Annotated in this window: 15 protein-coding genes; 9 read left to right on the top strand and 6 right to left on the bottom strand. The window is 36.8% G+C overall.

Features of this window, described 5'->3' with window-relative positions; translation table 11 throughout:
- Positions 1 to 10: 10 nt before the first annotated feature.
- Positions 11 to 1,240 carry an HD domain-containing protein gene (locus ACNI3T_RS11625; protein WP_418227952.1) on the bottom strand — a complete coding sequence of 410 codons (1,230 nt, stop codon included), beginning with the start codon at positions 1,238 to 1,240 and terminating at the stop codon, positions 11 to 13.
- Between the two features lie 108 nt (positions 1,241 to 1,348).
- Between ACNI3T_RS11625 and porX the strand changes: the two genes are divergently transcribed.
- From porX to ACNI3T_RS11595, 6 genes are all read left to right on the top strand, one after another.
- Positions 1,349 to 2,899: a T9SS response regulator signal transducer PorX gene (porX, locus tag ACNI3T_RS11620; protein ID WP_418228301.1), complete on the top strand. Its 1,551-nt coding sequence runs from the start codon at positions 1,349 to 1,351 to the stop codon at positions 2,897 to 2,899.
- A gap of 129 nt (positions 2,900 to 3,028) precedes the next feature.
- Positions 3,029 to 3,433, top strand: coding sequence for a tRNA (adenosine(37)-N6)-threonylcarbamoyltransferase complex ATPase subunit type 1 TsaE (gene tsaE / locus ACNI3T_RS11615; protein ID WP_418227951.1), 405 nt, complete (start codon positions 3,029 to 3,031; stop codon positions 3,431 to 3,433).
- Between the two features lie 279 nt (positions 3,434 to 3,712).
- Complete coding sequence (locus ACNI3T_RS11610) at positions 3,713 to 3,859, top strand: hypothetical protein (protein ID WP_418227950.1); 147 nt, start codon at positions 3,713 to 3,715, stop codon at positions 3,857 to 3,859.
- Positions 3,860 to 4,091: 232 nt separating this feature from the next.
- Positions 4,092 to 4,400: a hypothetical protein gene (locus tag ACNI3T_RS11605; RefSeq protein ID WP_418227949.1), complete on the top strand. Its 309-nt coding sequence runs from the start codon at positions 4,092 to 4,094 to the stop codon at positions 4,398 to 4,400.
- A 55-nt stretch (positions 4,401 to 4,455) separates the two neighbouring features.
- Complete coding sequence (locus ACNI3T_RS11600) at positions 4,456 to 5,658, top strand: alanine dehydrogenase (RefSeq protein WP_417920897.1); 1,203 nt, start codon at positions 4,456 to 4,458, stop codon at positions 5,656 to 5,658.
- A gap of 3 nt (positions 5,659 to 5,661) precedes the next feature.
- Entirely contained in the window at positions 5,662 to 6,042 is a 381-nt protein-coding gene (locus ACNI3T_RS11595) for a hypothetical protein (RefSeq protein WP_418227948.1), read from the top strand.
- Between the two features lie 22 nt (positions 6,043 to 6,064).
- Here ACNI3T_RS11595 and bcp read toward each other — a convergent pair whose 3' ends face one another.
- Positions 6,065 to 6,517, bottom strand: coding sequence for a thioredoxin-dependent thiol peroxidase (bcp, locus tag ACNI3T_RS11590; RefSeq protein WP_418227947.1), 453 nt, complete (start codon positions 6,515 to 6,517; stop codon positions 6,065 to 6,067).
- 31 nt (positions 6,518 to 6,548) lie between these two features.
- Between bcp and ACNI3T_RS11585 the strand changes: the two genes are divergently transcribed.
- Positions 6,549 to 7,208 (top strand): endonuclease III domain-containing protein, encoded by a 660-nt coding sequence (locus tag ACNI3T_RS11585; protein WP_418227946.1) that lies wholly within the window; start codon positions 6,549 to 6,551, stop codon positions 7,206 to 7,208.
- A gap of 27 nt (positions 7,209 to 7,235) precedes the next feature.
- Here the strand turns inward: ACNI3T_RS11585 and ACNI3T_RS11580 are convergent, their stop codons facing one another.
- Together ACNI3T_RS11580 and ACNI3T_RS11575 are read right to left on the bottom strand one after the other, a co-directional pair.
- Positions 7,236 to 7,388 carry a hypothetical protein gene (locus tag ACNI3T_RS11580; protein WP_418227945.1) on the bottom strand — a complete coding sequence of 51 codons (153 nt, stop codon included), beginning with the start codon at positions 7,386 to 7,388 and terminating at the stop codon, positions 7,236 to 7,238.
- Between the two features lie 58 nt (positions 7,389 to 7,446).
- A complete protein-coding gene (locus ACNI3T_RS11575) occupies positions 7,447 to 8,031 on the bottom strand; it encodes an RNA polymerase sigma factor (RefSeq protein ID WP_141877630.1) in 585 nt (194 codons plus the stop codon).
- Between the two features lie 223 nt (positions 8,032 to 8,254).
- Between ACNI3T_RS11575 and uvrA the strand changes: the two genes are divergently transcribed.
- Positions 8,255 to 11,044, top strand: a complete 2,790-nt coding sequence (gene uvrA / locus ACNI3T_RS11570) for an excinuclease ABC subunit UvrA (protein ID WP_418227944.1) — start codon at positions 8,255 to 8,257, stop codon at positions 11,042 to 11,044.
- A 132-nt stretch (positions 11,045 to 11,176) separates the two neighbouring features.
- Positions 11,177 to 12,403, top strand: a complete 1,227-nt coding sequence (locus ACNI3T_RS11565) for a hypothetical protein (protein ID WP_418227943.1) — start codon at positions 11,177 to 11,179, stop codon at positions 12,401 to 12,403.
- Between the two features lie 82 nt (positions 12,404 to 12,485).
- Here the strand turns inward: ACNI3T_RS11565 and ACNI3T_RS11560 are convergent, their stop codons facing one another.
- Positions 12,486 to 13,943 carry an oligosaccharide flippase family protein gene (locus ACNI3T_RS11560; protein WP_418227942.1) on the bottom strand — a complete coding sequence of 486 codons (1,458 nt, stop codon included), beginning with the start codon at positions 13,941 to 13,943 and terminating at the stop codon, positions 12,486 to 12,488.
- Positions 13,943 to 15,223, bottom strand: a complete 1,281-nt coding sequence (locus tag ACNI3T_RS11555) for a glycosyltransferase family 4 protein (protein ID WP_418227941.1) — start codon at positions 15,221 to 15,223, stop codon at positions 13,943 to 13,945. The genes ACNI3T_RS11560 and ACNI3T_RS11555 overlap by 1 nt, the downstream gene beginning before the upstream one ends.
- Positions 15,224 to 15,225: the final 2 nt, after the last annotated feature.

Raw genomic sequence — 15,225 nt, 5'->3', positions numbered from 1 at the left:
AAAAAATGAACTAATCTTTAACTTTTGGATAACACATATAGTATTTGGTCACAGTATTTGTAAGAGCTTTGAGATTAAACTGGTCTGAAACCTTTACTACGTCACATATTTTACCATTTTTATGTAAAATATTGATATTATCCTTTTCTCGTTTATAGGCAAGATTTGCGATTTCTCCCTCGAATACAAAGTAGGATGCTTCTTTTTCTGAAATATTATATTTCTTCTGAAGAGCTTTTTTACGTTGATCCAGCTTTTCCTGGGAAGGTCGTTTCTTCTTGATTTTACTCTTCAGAAGTTTCCTGTTAATAATCATTTCGCACAAATTACTGAGTACAAAATCATCTGAATACATCCATTCCTTCATTGCAGAGATCACATCATTATCATCAAGCCTCGAAAACATCTCAAGGGTATGCTGATCAAAATTATGTCTTTCTACTTTATTCTGAAGAAAATACAATAGACTACCACTGGCATGTAATTGATGACCCTCACCAATCAATTCCTTGGCCCGCTTTAATACCCGTATTAGCAATTGCTCTGCCACCAGACTGGTTTTATGTAAATAAACCTGCCAGTACATTAAGCGTCTACCTATCAAAAATTTCTCTACAGAATATATACCTTTCTCTTCAACCACCAGTTCATCATTCACCACATTCAGCATGGTAATAAGGCGTTCACTATTGATATTACCTTCTACAGCACCGGTATAAAAACTATCGCGTTTTAGATAATCCAGACGATCCATATCCATCTGACTACTAATTAACTGGTTCATAAATTTGCGATCGTAACTTCCTTTGAAGATCTGAATTGCCAGAGTTAAACTTTGGTTAAATTCAATATTCATTTGCTCCATGAAAAGCAATGAAATGGTCTCATGATCTACTCCTTCCACCAGGCTGTGTTCCATCGCATGACTAAAAGGACCGTGACCAATATCATGCATCAAAATTGCTATAAGTAATGCTTCTTCTTCCTCTTCTGAAATCTCCACCCCTTTAATCCTGAGTATCCTAACTGCTTTCAGCATTAAATGTACACAACCAAGAGCATGATGAAACCTTGTATGATGTGCCCCTGGATAGACCAGATAGGATAAACCCATTTGGGAAATTCTACGTAACCTCTGGAAGTAAGGATGCTCGATAATCTTAAAGATCCGTTCATTAGGAATGGTAATAAAACCGTAAATTGGATCGTTTAATATTTTGAGTTTAGTTTGTGAAGCCAAGCTTTTATGATCTAATGTTCAAAACAAAGATACATATATGAACTTAGCCCCGGTAATAAGTTCTATTTCAATTATAATGGTTCTCTTCGGAAGCCATAAATAATCATAATTATGACGATAAAGATATTATGGGTCGATGATGAAATTGACCTTCTAAAACCACATATATTATTTCTTCAGAAGAAAAACTACGAGGTGCAAACCTGTAAAAGTGGAACTGAAGCGCTTGAACTTATCGAAGAAGAAAATTTTGACATCATATTCCTGGACGAGAATATGCCGGGTCTTACTGGTCTGGAAACCCTTGCTGAAATTAAAGAGCGTCGCGAAACGGTTCCGGTAGTCATGATTACAAAAAGTGAGGAAGAGTATATTATGGAGGAAGCGATTGGATCTAAGATCGCCGATTACCTTATCAAACCGGTAAATCCAAACCAGATACTATTGAGCCTTAAGAAAAACCTGGACCATTCCCGACTCGTCTCTGAAAAGACAACTTCCAACTACCAGCAGGAGTTCCGGAAAATTGCTATGGAATTGTCTCAGGTGAATTCCTATGAAGAATGGGTATCGTTATATCAGAAATTGATCTACTGGGAAATCCAGTTGGAAGAAATTGAAGATTCTGGTATGTTTGAAATTCTGGAATCTCAGAAACAGGAGGCAAATAATCAGTTCTTCAAATTCATATCTAAGAATTACGAGGATTGGTTTCAGCAAGGTGGTGAGCCTCCGGTGATGTCACATACTTTATTTAAGAAAAAGATTCTGCCAGAAATCAAATCTGGAGAACCAACGTTGCTGGTTGTAGTGGATAATTTAAGATATGACCAATGGAAATCACTGGAACCAATTATAACGACGCATTATAAGAAAGAGAAAGAAGATGCTTACTTCAGTATTTTGCCAACTGCAACACAATATGCTCGAAATGCGATCTTCTCTGGAATGATGCCAAGTGAAATGGAAAAGCTTTTTCCAGAATACTGGAAGAACGATACCGAAGAAGGAGGTAAAAATCTACACGAATCTGATTTTCTCAGGGAACAGCTCAAAAGATTGGGAAAAGACCTGAGGTACGAATATCATAAAATCACAAGTTTAAAGGCGGGAAGAAAGCTAGCAGATAATTTTAAGAGTCAGAAATTCAACGATCTTACGGTAGTCGTCTACAATTTTGTAGACATGCTCTCTCACTCTAAGACTGAGATGGAAGTAATAAAAGAGCTGGCATCAAATGATAAATCTTATCGGAGCCTAACGCAGAGCTGGTTTAAAAATTCACCATTACTTGATATCATACAAAAAGCACAGCAACAAGGCTTTAAATTGATCATTACAACAGATCATGGAACTATCAATGTAAAGAACCCTTCAAAGGTCATTGGTGATAAGAATACAAGTTTAAATTTGAGATACAAAACAGGCAGAAGTCTGACTTACGAGAAGAAAGAAGTTTTCGCTATAGAGAATCCGAAATCGGTACATCTGCCGACGATCAATATGAGCAGTTCTTATATTTTCGCTAAGGAGGATTTATTTTTTGCATATCCTAATAATTTTAATCACTACGTAAGTTATTATAGAAATACATATCAGCATGGCGGTATTTCCTTAGAAGAAGTTGTAATCCCATTTGTAGTCCTGAACCCAAAATAATCGATAAACGACGTTTTTACACGTTGAAATACATAACATAAGAATGTACTTAATTGATTATCAAAAACATACAGCAGTATATCCTTTTTTTATATATCTTTATCATCCCAAATCTGACATATTGAATTTATGGAGTTAACCTACGAACTTCACGAACTGGATCAAGCAGTAGATTACATTCTACGTAATACAAAGAGTAAAACACTACTCTTCTACGGCGAGATGGGTGCAGGCAAGACGACTCTAATTAAAGAGTTATCTAAAGCATTAGGCGTTAAAGACGCCGTTTCCAGTCCAACGTTTTCCTTAGTTAACCATTACGAGTCAGATCAGGGTGCTGTATATCATTTCGATTTTTATAGAATCGAATCAGATATTGAAGCATTAGATATTGGATTTGAAGATTACCTGGATTCTGGAGCATGGAATTTGATTGAATGGCCACAAAAAGTAGGGAAACTACTTAGTGATGATCATCAAAAAGTGCATCTACAGGTAGTTTCAGAGAATTCTAGAATGTTAAAGTTAAGTTAACGAAATCAAAATTTCGGAAAATTAACGCTGAAAATTATTTGTAAGAATATTATTACTTTTGCAGATATTTTATAAACCTGATTTATTAATTTATATTCGTTAAACGATTTATAAACAGATTTAAACTAACATATTTAAAGTTTTTTATGCGATTTTTCGGGTGTTTTATACCTTGAAAAAGGGCGCAAAGGTACGATTAATGTTTTAACCCACAGGATTTTAAGTTGTTCTATGTTTGTCTCAGAACAAAACGAAACAACCATATTAAAATCTAATATTATGAAACTTAAAGCAGTACTTTTCGCAGCAGCAATTTTTGGAGCAAGTTTTTTTGTAACTTCAACTTCAGATAATGATACCAATAAGGATGAAATTCAAAAGCAAGCCGTTGACAAAAGGCTCATCAGGGTTCCTACTCACGGGTAGTATAATCGCGATTCTTATCGCGTTTTCACCTTATTTATTCTATTTATATGAAATTTTCCCAAGCGCTCGCGTTTGGGAAACTTCTTTTTTTACATATGAGAGTATGTATTATGAGGATGTTCTTACTGCGGCTTGGACTTACTTGGGTAAATTTGTACCTCTTTTTCTACTCTTGATATGGTTTTTTACTTGCAAGCACTGGTGGTATCATGTTATTTTAGTACCGGCTGCGATGTATGCTTTTCAATTGATAGGTACGGTGTATGACGATGTTTATCTGGAAACTTTTATAATGGATGCTAATGATCTTTTCTATTTAGCTCCATTTTTTATATTAATATTGTCCATAGTGTATTTGATCCGTATTAAAATTTTTGATCGCATTTATGGATTTGATCTCTCAGAACTAGATGAAACCGAGGTATCTGTATTCTCAAATATTTCTGATAAGGATCGAAAAGATCTAAGAGAGTTCCAGGAAGATGATGACGGAATCGAACATTCTAATGTACTTGTTGAAGACTACTACCGTAAACTTTAGTTTATATTTTTCAATTCCATATTAAGTTGTAATTTAACTGCTTTAACCAATAACTATGGGCAAACAGCAGGTTTCACCTTTTACTAAAGAACAACTAATTCCGCAGGAAGAAACTCTTGAGATCTACAAAAAAAAGGGTGAATTATTCATAGGAATACCCAAAGAAACCGCTTACCAGGAAAAAAGGATTTGTTTAAGTCCTGATGCTGTTGCAGCCATCACCGCACATGGGCATCGAGTAATGATAGAATCCGGTGCTGGGAAATGGGCACGCTTTAGCGACAAAGATTATTCAGACGCCGGAGCAGAAATTACCAAAGATACCCGAAAGGTATTCTCCTGCCCCACCATTTTGAAAATCGAACCGCCATCCCTGGAGGAACTGGAAAATATCAATCCGCAAACAACCATAATTTCTGCGCTACAAATTAAAACTCAGTGTAAAGAGTATTTTCAGAAGCTTGCAGAGAAAAGAATTACCGCCCTTGGATTTGAATTTATCCGGGATGATGATGGTTCCTATCCTATTGTGCGTGCCTTGAGCGAAATTGCAGGAACTGCTTCTGTACTTATAGCTTCAGAGATCATGAGTAATCATGCCGATGGAAATGGACTTATGTTTGGTAATATTAGCGGTGTACCACCAGTTGAAGTGGTTATTATCGGGGCAGGTACTGTAGGTGAATTCGCTACCAGGTCGGCTATTGGTCTGGGAGCAAGTGTCAAAGTATTCGATTCTTCCCTTACGAAACTGCGTAATATTCAGGCGAATCTTACCAATACGTTTTACACCAGTACCATTCAGCCTAAAAATTTATCAAAAGCGCTAAAACGTGCAGATGTTGTGATTGGTGCTGTTCGTGGAAAGGATCGAAGTCCCGTGCTCATTACCGAAAACATGGTGCAGAGTATGAAAAGAGGCGCTGTGATCATTGATGTAAGCATAGATATGGGAGGTTGTGTGGAAACCAGCGAGATCACGAGCCATGATGAACCTATTTTTAAAAAGCATAATGTCATTCATTATTGCGTTCCAAATATTCCTTCCAGATACGCCAGAACGAGTTCTCTATCTATAAGTAATATTTTCACCCCGTATTTGTTGCATATTGGTGAAGAAGGTGGCCTGGAAAATACTCTAAGATTTGATCGCGGTTTACGGAATGGTTTGTATTTTTACCACGGAATTTTGACCAACAAATCGATAGCAGAATGGTTCAATCTTTCTTACCGTGATATAAATCTCCTGATTTTCTAATTAATGAAACTTATACATCGCTTTGGTTATTTTGGTGTCGGACTATTCTTCGGAATTGTATTATTAATATTTTTTTTAGGTGGTAAAAAAGCTTCCTGCGATTACTCTCCTAATGCCCGTGTGTTGAAAAATATTAAGATCAAAGAGAGAAAGTGGTCCGAAGAATCATTGAGCTTTTTCACGGATCGTGAAATTGACACCTCCTATATTTCCGAAGTGCTTGAAAATGGAGACGTTGATTTTAACTTAAGTGATACTGATGCGAAACCCTGCAATATCTATTTTGTTATTGGAACACGTCAATCTGAAGAATTAGAATTCAGAATACAGAATTGCGATAGTATTGCTACGATTCAGAAATTAAAAATAAGAACGGCCGAATAAATCGACCGCTATCTCCTCTAAATTATTCCATGATCTGCTCGGCATGAGCCTTGGTTTTGACTTTCTGAATTACTTCTTCGATCATTCCATTTTCATCAATAATAAAAGTGGTTCGGTGAATGCCTTCGTATTCTTTGCCCATAAATTTCTTGGGTCCCCAAACTCCGTAGGCTTCGATTACTTCCTTGTCCTCATCTGCAAGTAATGGATATTTAAAATCATACTTATTTCTAAAGTTTTGCTGTCTTTTTTTTGAGTCGGCGCTAACCCCTAGTATATCATAACCTTTCGCACTCATCGCTTCATAATTATCACTCAAATTACAAGCTTCCGCAGTACAACCAGGCGTACTCGCTTTCGGGTAGAAAAATAGAACCAGCTTTTTTCCTTTATAATCGTTTAATGTGATGGTATTTCCGTCCTGATCTTCAGCTTTAAAATCGGGAGCCTTATCCCCTTCCTTTAATGTTGTCATAATTCTTACTTTTGCTTAAAAATAAAGCTTTATGACCAAAAAGGAAAAGGTTCAGTTTGTAATTGATACTTTAAATGAAATTTATCCCGAAATTCCTATACCCTTAGATCATAAAGATCCATATACTTTGTTAATCGCTGTGTTGCTTTCTGCTCAAAGTACCGATGTGAAAGTCAATCAAATCACTCCGATACTATTTGAGATTGCAGATACTCCTGAAAAAATGGTGAAATTGAGCGTAGAGGAGATTCGCGATATTATCAGGCCTGTTGGGCTTTCTCCGATGAAGTCCAAAGGTATACATGGGCTCTCCCAGATTCTACTGGACAAGTATAATGGAGAGGTGCCGAAAAGCATTGAAGCTCTTGAAGAACTGCCAGCGGTAGGTCATAAAACTGCCAGCGTAGTAGTGGCACAGGCGTTTAATATTCCTGCTTTTCCTGTTGACACGCATATTCACAGACTTATGTATCGCTGGAATCTTACGAACGGAAAAAACGTGGTGCAAACAGAGAAGGATGCTAAAAGACTCTTTCCGGAGGATCTATGGAACCGACTTCATTTGCAAATTATCTGGTATGGGAGACAGTACTCTCCGGCACGCGCCTGGAATCTGGATAAGGATATCATTACTAAAACTATTGGCAGAAAAAGTGTAATTGCCGAATATAATAAGAAGATAAAAAAATAAAACCTGCCAATAATGACAGGTTTTTGTTTAGTTCAAAAGTGTTTCAAACTTCATGTTCTGATATTCCACAACGTTCAGGGCTTTGGAATAACTGAGCAAAAACTCAATCGTTTCCTTTGCTGGACGTGATTGAACATTTTTTTCTTCTTTCGAAGATTTTTTAAAGTAGAGTTTCCCCATGTGCCGTTATTTTTTGGTATTTATAAATTAACGGCATTTACTTCATAATATTGCGAAATTAGTTTGTTAAGATCAAATTTCGTTTTTCAATGATTTTTCTAAGATTGATCAAAGCGTATCGCATTCTACCTAAAGCGGTATTAATACTAACTCCTGTTCGATCTGAAATCTCTTTAAAACTCATGTCTTTATAGATCCTCATAGTAAGAACCTCCAATTGATCTTCCGGAAGCTCTTTAATAAGTTCCTGAACGTCTGATTCGATTTGATCTTTAATGATCTGGGTCTCTGCATTTAGATCACCATCGCTTAGTACAGAGAAAATATTGAAATCCCCACTATTATCGAATTTAGGCATTCTTTTATTTCTTCGGAAATGATCAATAACAAGATTATGAGCGATTCTCATTACCCACGGGAGAAATTTACCTTCCTCATTGTATTTACCTCTCTTAAGAGTACGAATCACTTTAATGAAAGTATCCTGAAAAATATCTTCAGAAATATCTTTGTCGTAGACCTTTGAGTAAATAAAACTATAAATTCTTTGTTGGTGACGGCTAATAAGTGTTCCTAGCGCATTCTCGTTTCCTTCCAGATAATCACGTACAAGTGAGGCATCGGTGACCTTAGTGTTATTCATACCAGTTACTTTAAATTTCAGGAACAGATCCTGAGGTTAGGTTATTTAGAGTTTAAAAGTAACTGTGCTTTATAGGCCTATGAATTTTGGTTATGCACCAAATATAGCAACTAAAATTTGAGAAATGCAAACAAAAGCTTAATATTTTAACAATACTATAGGCTTTTCCCGGCTTTCTTCTCCGCTTGATAATGAGTAACTTTGCGACCTTATCCCAGAGAGAATGACCGTAGATATAGCCAATGTTGATCCTAAGAAAAATATCATTATTAAAGGTGCAAAGCTGCACAACCTTAAGAACATAAATGCCATAATTCCCAGAAACAAACTCGTGGTTATCACAGGACTATCGGGTTCAGGAAAGTCCAGTCTTGCATTTGATACTCTTTATGCAGAAGGTCAACGGCGCTATGTTGAAAGTCTTAGTTCCTATGCGCGGCAGTTTCTTGGCAGGTTAAATAAGCCAAAAGTAGATTATATTAAAGGTATAGCCCCGGCAATTGCCATTGAACAAAAAGTCAATTCTACTAACCCAAGGTCTACCGTTGGTACTTCTACGGAAATCTATGACTATCTAAAATTATTATTTGCCAGAATTGGTAGAACCTATTCTCCCGTTTCTGGTAACGAGGTTAAAAAGGATACTGTTACAGACGTTATCAATTATGTAAAAGCCTTTCCTGAACGCGAAAAATTGCTTCTTCTCTCCCCTATTCATCTGGAAGAAGGTCGTACACTGGAGAACAAAATAAAAGTACTGGCTCAGCAGGGTTATAGCAGGATAAAACTAGGTGATTCAGTAGTGCGTATCGATGAAACTGATCTATCAAAAGCAAAAGTTGAAGATACTTTTCTAGTAGTAGACCGAATTATTACAAAGGATGAAGAAGACTTTTTCAACCGACTGGCAGATGCGGTTGAAGCAGCTTTTTTCGAAGGTAAAGGCGAATTATTCATTGAAAACTTATCAGATAACAGCTCGAGACACTTCAGTAACAAATTCGAACTGGATGGAATCAATTTTCTGGAACCAAACGTTCATTTATTCAGCTTTAATAATCCCTATGGAGCCTGTCCCAAGTGTGAAGGTTATGGCGATGTTATAGGAATTGATGAGGAACTTGTGATTCCTAACACAGGTTTATCCATTTACGAAAATGCGATCTTTCCATGGCGAGGCGATAGTATGAGCTGGTATAAGGATCAATTGATCAAGAATTCGCATAAATTTGATTTCCCTATACACAAACCGTATTTTGAATTGAGTGATGAACAGAAGGAGCTCGTTTGGAATGGAAATCAGTATTTCGAAGGATTAAACCAGTTTTTTGAGTTTCTGGAAAGTAAGGCATACAAGATTCAGAATCGGGTGATGCTTTCAAGATATCGCGGTAAAACCAGGTGCTCAGTTTGTAAAGGAAAACGACTTAGAAAGGAAGCACACAATGTAAAAATAAACGGACTCAATATCACCGATCTGGTAGAAAAACCTCTGGATAAAGTCCGAGCATTCTTTGATGATATAACTCTGGATGAATACGAAGAGAAAATTGCGAAGAGATTGCTGCAGGAGATAAGAAACCGACTTCAATTCCTTTCCAATGTAGGTCTGGATTATTTAACTTTAAATCGTAAATCCAATACACTTTCTGGCGGGGAATCTCAGAGGATCAATCTTGCCACCTCTCTTGGGAGCAGCCTTGTTGGTTCCATGTACATCCTGGATGAACCTTCTATTGGATTACATCCTAAGGATACAGAGAAATTAATTGGTGTTTTAAAGCATTTACGAGATCTTGGCAATACGGTCATTGTGGTGGAACATGATGAGGAAATTATGAATGCTGCAGATGCGATTATCGATATTGGACCGGAAGCTGGAACTAATGGTGGTCACGTGGTTGCTACGGGTAATCTTAAACAAATTCTCAAATCTAATTCTCTTACTGCGGAATATCTTAACGGTAAGAAAAATATTGAAGTCCCTGAAAAGCGAAGAACTTCTAAGAATTTCATCAAAATACTGGGAGCACGAGAGAACAACCTGAAGAATATAGATGTCGAAATTCCATTAGGAGTTTTTACTGCGATCACCGGAGTATCGGGAAGTGGAAAAAGCACATTGGTCAAAAAGATCTTTTACCCAGCCATTCAGAAAGAATTAGGCGGCTACGGAGAGAAAGCAGGACAATTTTCAGGAATAGAGGGCAATTTTAAAAACCTTGGCAGTGTTGAGTTTGTAGATCAAAATCCAATTGGTAGATCATCAAGATCGAACCCGGTAACTTATATAAAGGCTTACGATGATATTCGGAATCTTTTCTCTTCCCAGAGACTTGCGAAATTACGTGGTTTTCAGCCGAAGCATTTCTCTTTTAATGTAGACGGTGGTAGATGTGAAACCTGTAAAGGGGAAGGCGAAGTTACTATTGAAATGCAATTTATGGCAGATGTTCATCTCGAGTGTGAAACCTGCAATGGTAAGCGTTTCAAAAAAGATGTGCTTGAAGTAAGCTTTTACGATAAGAATATTGATGATGTTTTAAATATGACTATCGATGATGCAACCGCATTTTTTGAAGATCATGATCAGGATAAGATCGTTAAAAAGCTGAAGCCTTTAAAGGACGTAGGTTTAGGATATGTGCAACTGGGCCAAAGTTCTTCTACTCTATCAGGTGGTGAAGCTCAGCGTATCAAACTGGCCTCGTTCCTGGTTAAAGGAACTACCAAAACCAAAGCTCTCTTCATTTTTGACGAACCAACCACCGGCTTGCATTTTCACGATATAAAGAAATTATTGAAATCTTTCAATGCTCTGATATCTAAAGGGCATTCGGTAGTAGTTATTGAACACAATATGGATCTTGTAAAATGTGCAGATCATGTGATTGACCTGGGAGTGGAAGGTGGTGAAAACGGTGGTTATTTAATTACCACAGGAACTCCGGAGGAAGTTGCTAAAAATAAAAGATCGGTTACCGCACCCTACCTTTCAGAAAAGTTGAATTAATATAATAAATTGATTTTTAGTAGATTAAACTCTATTCTGGGGCCTGATAAATACGTCGTATGCAGTATTTTCAGGTTTTGGCATGAGCTTTGTATTTAGTTAAGAAATGTTCTTAATTTAAATACTACTACTATGAGAAATCTGACCTTATTTATCGTTTGCCTTTTTGTAGGATGGTCAGTTAGCGCTGAAAATCCGCATTCTGAAATATCCAAAACTACTACCTACTCTAATCTTTTCAATGACTCTTTTATTTTTGTTGAAGGCGGTGTTGAATTTGCGGTATATCCTAATGGAGAGTTCGATTTCTTCTATAATCCCGATTTCCGAAGAGGAAATGCTGTAAGAATCTCTACACCCAACGTAAACATTAGCTATAATTCTGGTTACAACTATGAACCATTTATTCAATATGATGATTATGGAGCTGTAATCCAGATCGAAAGTGTTCCGGTTTACTACGATTATTATGGTAGAATCATCCAGGCTGGAAATATTGTAATGAATTATAATAGTTATGGAATGCTTGCTAGTGTTGGATCCTTAAGATTACATTATAACAATCTTGGCAGAGTAATTCAACGAACAGGCTATATAAACAGTTACAACCGCCATTATGTTCGCAGACCATGGCATTCATACTATCGTCGCCCATCGGTAAATGTTAGTATTGTATTTAATCAGCCGTACAGAGCTTATTATCAGCCACATCGTGTAAGCTACAACCAGTATACAACGATTTATAACAACTATTACAGCACACATAAGCAGAAAAGAAATTTTTATAGACCTTCCCAGCGTGTTGCGCAATATCACTACGGAAAGCAGGTAAAACAGAAACGTGATCTTACTCAATATCGTGGTCGTACCAGTAAAAGCGATCAATTAGTTCGTAACAGACAACAAGCTGCAAGATCCAAAGCTTATGAGAATCGATCAAATATTTCAAGAAGCAATAGAATAAGCACTGCTGAACGTTCTCCTATTAAGAATAATAGGTCTAAGGATTACGGAGCGAGATCTGAAAGAAGTACAAATTCTAAAGGGCGTATATCTTCAGATAATCGAAAAACTAGTTCCAGGACGATAGATAGAAACTCTCGATTAGATACAAGGTCTGCTAAAAACAGAGTTCAGAAAACCAATCGTTCTACATCAGTACGAAACACTGAAAGGACTCCTAAAGTTCAAAATAAAACTCGTTCTGTTGAAAGGAATGCAAGAGCTCAACGTCCAACCAGACAGAAGTCTGAGTCGACCAGAGCAAGATCTTCGAGCAGGTCTAAGTCTTCTGTGAATGAAAGAAAAAATAATTCTTCAAGAAGTAGAAGTTCGGCACGAAATATGAATAATATATAATAGATGACAAGTTCATAATTTAATTTTTTGGTTGGTTAGTTAGAAAACCCCTGATGCTGCCTTGCGGATGGGGTTTTCTCGTTTATGACAATTTCAGAACCTTGTCGATCATCTTATTTATTTCCGAAGAAACCTTGGAGAAATAGATGATTAGTCCATAGATAATTCCGGAAATTAAAACCTTCAAACATATATTCAGAATTGGTAGCGTCGAGATATCGATATAATAAAAGCCAGCCGTTAAGACAAGAGTTAACAATAACATCAACCAGGTAGACTTCGAAAAAGGCTGAATCCTGAACTTGATATAAACCAGGAATATTTTCGAAGTATTGTAAATAAAGAAAGCAAGAAAACTTGCAATAGCAGCACCCTCGAGTCCGAATTTTGGTATAAGGAAATAGTTCAGGATAAACGCTAGCAGTACGAGGATGACACCAATACCAAGAACAATTCTATAATAATCTGAATTGAATAAAATACTATTGTTATTCCCCAGCAGGTTATCGTAAAGTTTAACGATTGAAATCAGAATTACTACAACTACTGAAATTTGATATTGCTGCGGAATAAGTTCATATAAGGCTTCTACATTCGTAATTATCCAGATGAAGATCAACGCGCTAATTATTAGAAGGTTTAGAGAACTTTTCTGGTATAGGTTTTTCAGTCCTGACTTATCTTTAGTGTTCAGCATTTCGGCGGTCAATGGATGTGTGATCTGATGCATTGCCTTTTGGGGTACAGAAATCACAGTTGCGATATAGACTGCAATTCCGTAGATAGCAACATTCTCGATAGGCATATAGTATTCTATCATCACTTTATCAAGATCCAGCAACACGGTAGCAACAGAGGCTGCAATAAGTATTAAAGCGGAATACTTGAGTAATCTGGATAGGTTTTCAGGAGCTTGCAGGCTAATTCTTGGTGGATGTAAGGAAAAAGCATATAACGCCATTACAATCATCCTAAATACGAAAACGCCGGATATAGCATAGATAAAAGCAGAAACGCTGATCCAGTTCTTATAAACCATAAGCAGGAGAACACTAATGCAAAACCTATGAAAGACCTCTTTCATAAAATTACCAAAGCTACTTTTATAGTAGATCTTAGACCAGGCAAAAAATACTTCAAAATAAGCGGTTGCAAAAGCGATCAGGAAAATCAACCAGATATAGGGCTGGACGAGCTCATTCTCACCCTTAAAATATTCCAGCAATTCCGAATAAAATATTACACCGACTAATCCCAGTAGTAAAGCCGCCAGTGCCGGTAGAATCAACATTAGTGTAAGTAAGCGATCCTGTTCTTTTCGTGTTTTGTAAGAAGTAAAGAATTTGATTAGCGTACTGTGCACCCCAAAAACCAAAAACGGCCAGATAAGATTTGCTGCAGAAAGGAGAAAACTTACCAATCCATAATATTCTTTAGTAAGAAAATAGGTGAATAGAAACAAGGTATTAACAGCTCCAATGGCAAAACCCAGGTAGGTAGTCACCATATTTTTGATGGACTGATTAATAATTATTCCCATTAGATCTTATTAATTAAATCTGCCAGTTCACCTGTAAGTTCTTTACGATGATATTGTGAAATATCACTATTCATTCGCTTAGTTCCCTGTGATTCTTTTTGATAAAACTGATCCTTAATCCAGGATTTGACTTTTTCCTTATCACCAAATAACAAGTAAGTGCCGCTTTGTGTATCCAGAACCATTTTACCTGCCTCCCAGTTTTCGGGACCTATAGCCAGAATTGGTCTTTTCGCAGCAAAATATTCGAAGATTTTCCCTGGTATAATTCCCCTGGTTTCTAAACTGTTAATTTCCAGAAGTAGTAGAATTGAAGCTCTATTTTGTAATTCCAGAGCTTCTTTATGACTAACATAACCTTCAATTTGAAGATACTTCTGAAGTCCCAGCTCTTCGATACTTTCCTTTACTTCGGAACTTATTTTTCCTGCTAAACGAATTTTTAATTTATTCCTGAAGGTTGGGTCATCCTCTAAGATCTCTGCGATAGCCTTCCATAAAATATCAGGACTTCTACCTGATAGCAAAGAACCAATATGTGAAATCTCAAAATCCTCTGAAGTGATTGACTCCTCCTGAAGTTTATCGAAACCATTCGTAATTACGCGAATAGGTCTGGTAGTTTTAGATTCAAATTCAGCTTTGGTAGTATAGCTTGTAGTGATGATATGATCAGCTTTACTGAGCACTTCAGACTCAAGGCTTTGATGCTTTTGTCTACTAGACCTAGTGAGTTTAAGTTTCTTGTGATAACCAATCTCTGTCCAGGGATCTCTAAAATCTGCTATCCACTTTATGTTTAAATTTTTCTGAAGCTCAAGACCAATCAAATGCAGACTATGCGGAGGTCCGGTTGTAATAAGAACATCAAACATCTCTTTCTCCAACACAGACTTTAAATAATTCACCGAAGGTTTGACCCAGAATTTTCTGGCGTCTGGGATAAAAAAGTTTCCCCGAACAAATAACATTAACTTCTGAATGGCACTTTGCTCCTGCTCTTTGGCTATAATTCCAGAACTTATAGTTTTAGAATCACCTCTGGAAAAAATCTCTGCAAATTTGTATGGTTCAAATATTGGTTGCTTTAAAACTCTAATTCCCGTTGGAATTTCTGCAACCAAACTTTTATCTAAAAGAGGATAATTTGGATTTTCTGGAATATATACTACAGGTTCAATACTAAAATCTCTTAAGTAAGTTACGAATTTCAACCAGCGTTGAACTCCCGGTCCACCGGCAGGTGGCCAATAATAGGTAACAATAAGAGCCTTCTTCATTC

The organism is Christiangramia qingdaonensis (genome assembly GCF_048381525.1).
Lineage (GTDB): Bacteria > Bacteroidota > Bacteroidia > Flavobacteriales > Flavobacteriaceae > Christiangramia.
The sequence above is the reverse complement of the archived record's forward strand: the minus strand, read 5'-3'. Positions and strand labels throughout refer to the sequence as shown.

What these genes read in the sequence shown, in the direction of transcription:
- tsaE (WP_418227951.1), top strand. Translation starts at nt 3,029, where the DNA reads ATGGAGTTAACCTACGAACTTCACGAACTGGATCAAGCAGTAGATTAC.
- ACNI3T_RS11610 (WP_418227950.1), top strand. Translation starts at nt 3,713, where the DNA reads ATGAAACTTAAAGCAGTACTTTTCGCAGCAGCAATTTTTGGAGCAAGT.
- ACNI3T_RS11605 (WP_418227949.1), top strand. Translation starts at nt 4,092, where the DNA reads ATGTATGCTTTTCAATTGATAGGTACGGTGTATGACGATGTTTATCTG.
- ACNI3T_RS11600 (WP_417920897.1), top strand. Translation starts at nt 4,456, where the DNA reads ATGGGCAAACAGCAGGTTTCACCTTTTACTAAAGAACAACTAATTCCG.
- ACNI3T_RS11595 (WP_418227948.1), top strand. Translation starts at nt 5,662, where the DNA reads ATGAAACTTATACATCGCTTTGGTTATTTTGGTGTCGGACTATTCTTC.
- bcp (WP_418227947.1), bottom strand. Translation starts at nt 6,517, where the DNA reads ATGACAACATTAAAGGAAGGGGATAAGGCTCCCGATTTTAAAGCTGAA.
- ACNI3T_RS11585 (WP_418227946.1), top strand. Translation starts at nt 6,549, where the DNA reads ATGACCAAAAAGGAAAAGGTTCAGTTTGTAATTGATACTTTAAATGAA.
- ACNI3T_RS11580 (WP_418227945.1), bottom strand. Translation starts at nt 7,388, where the DNA reads ATGGGGAAACTCTACTTTAAAAAATCTTCGAAAGAAGAAAAAAATGTT.
- ACNI3T_RS11575 (WP_141877630.1), bottom strand. Translation starts at nt 8,031, where the DNA reads ATGAATAACACTAAGGTCACCGATGCCTCACTTGTACGTGATTATCTG.
- uvrA (WP_418227944.1), top strand. Translation starts at nt 8,255, where the DNA reads ATGACCGTAGATATAGCCAATGTTGATCCTAAGAAAAATATCATTATT.
- ACNI3T_RS11565 (WP_418227943.1), top strand. Translation starts at nt 11,177, where the DNA reads ATGAGAAATCTGACCTTATTTATCGTTTGCCTTTTTGTAGGATGGTCA.
- ACNI3T_RS11560 (WP_418227942.1), bottom strand. Translation starts at nt 13,943, where the DNA reads ATGGGAATAATTATTAATCAGTCCATCAAAAATATGGTGACTACCTAC.
- ACNI3T_RS11555 (WP_418227941.1), bottom strand. Translation starts at nt 15,223, where the DNA reads ATGAAGAAGGCTCTTATTGTTACCTATTATTGGCCACCTGCCGGTGGA.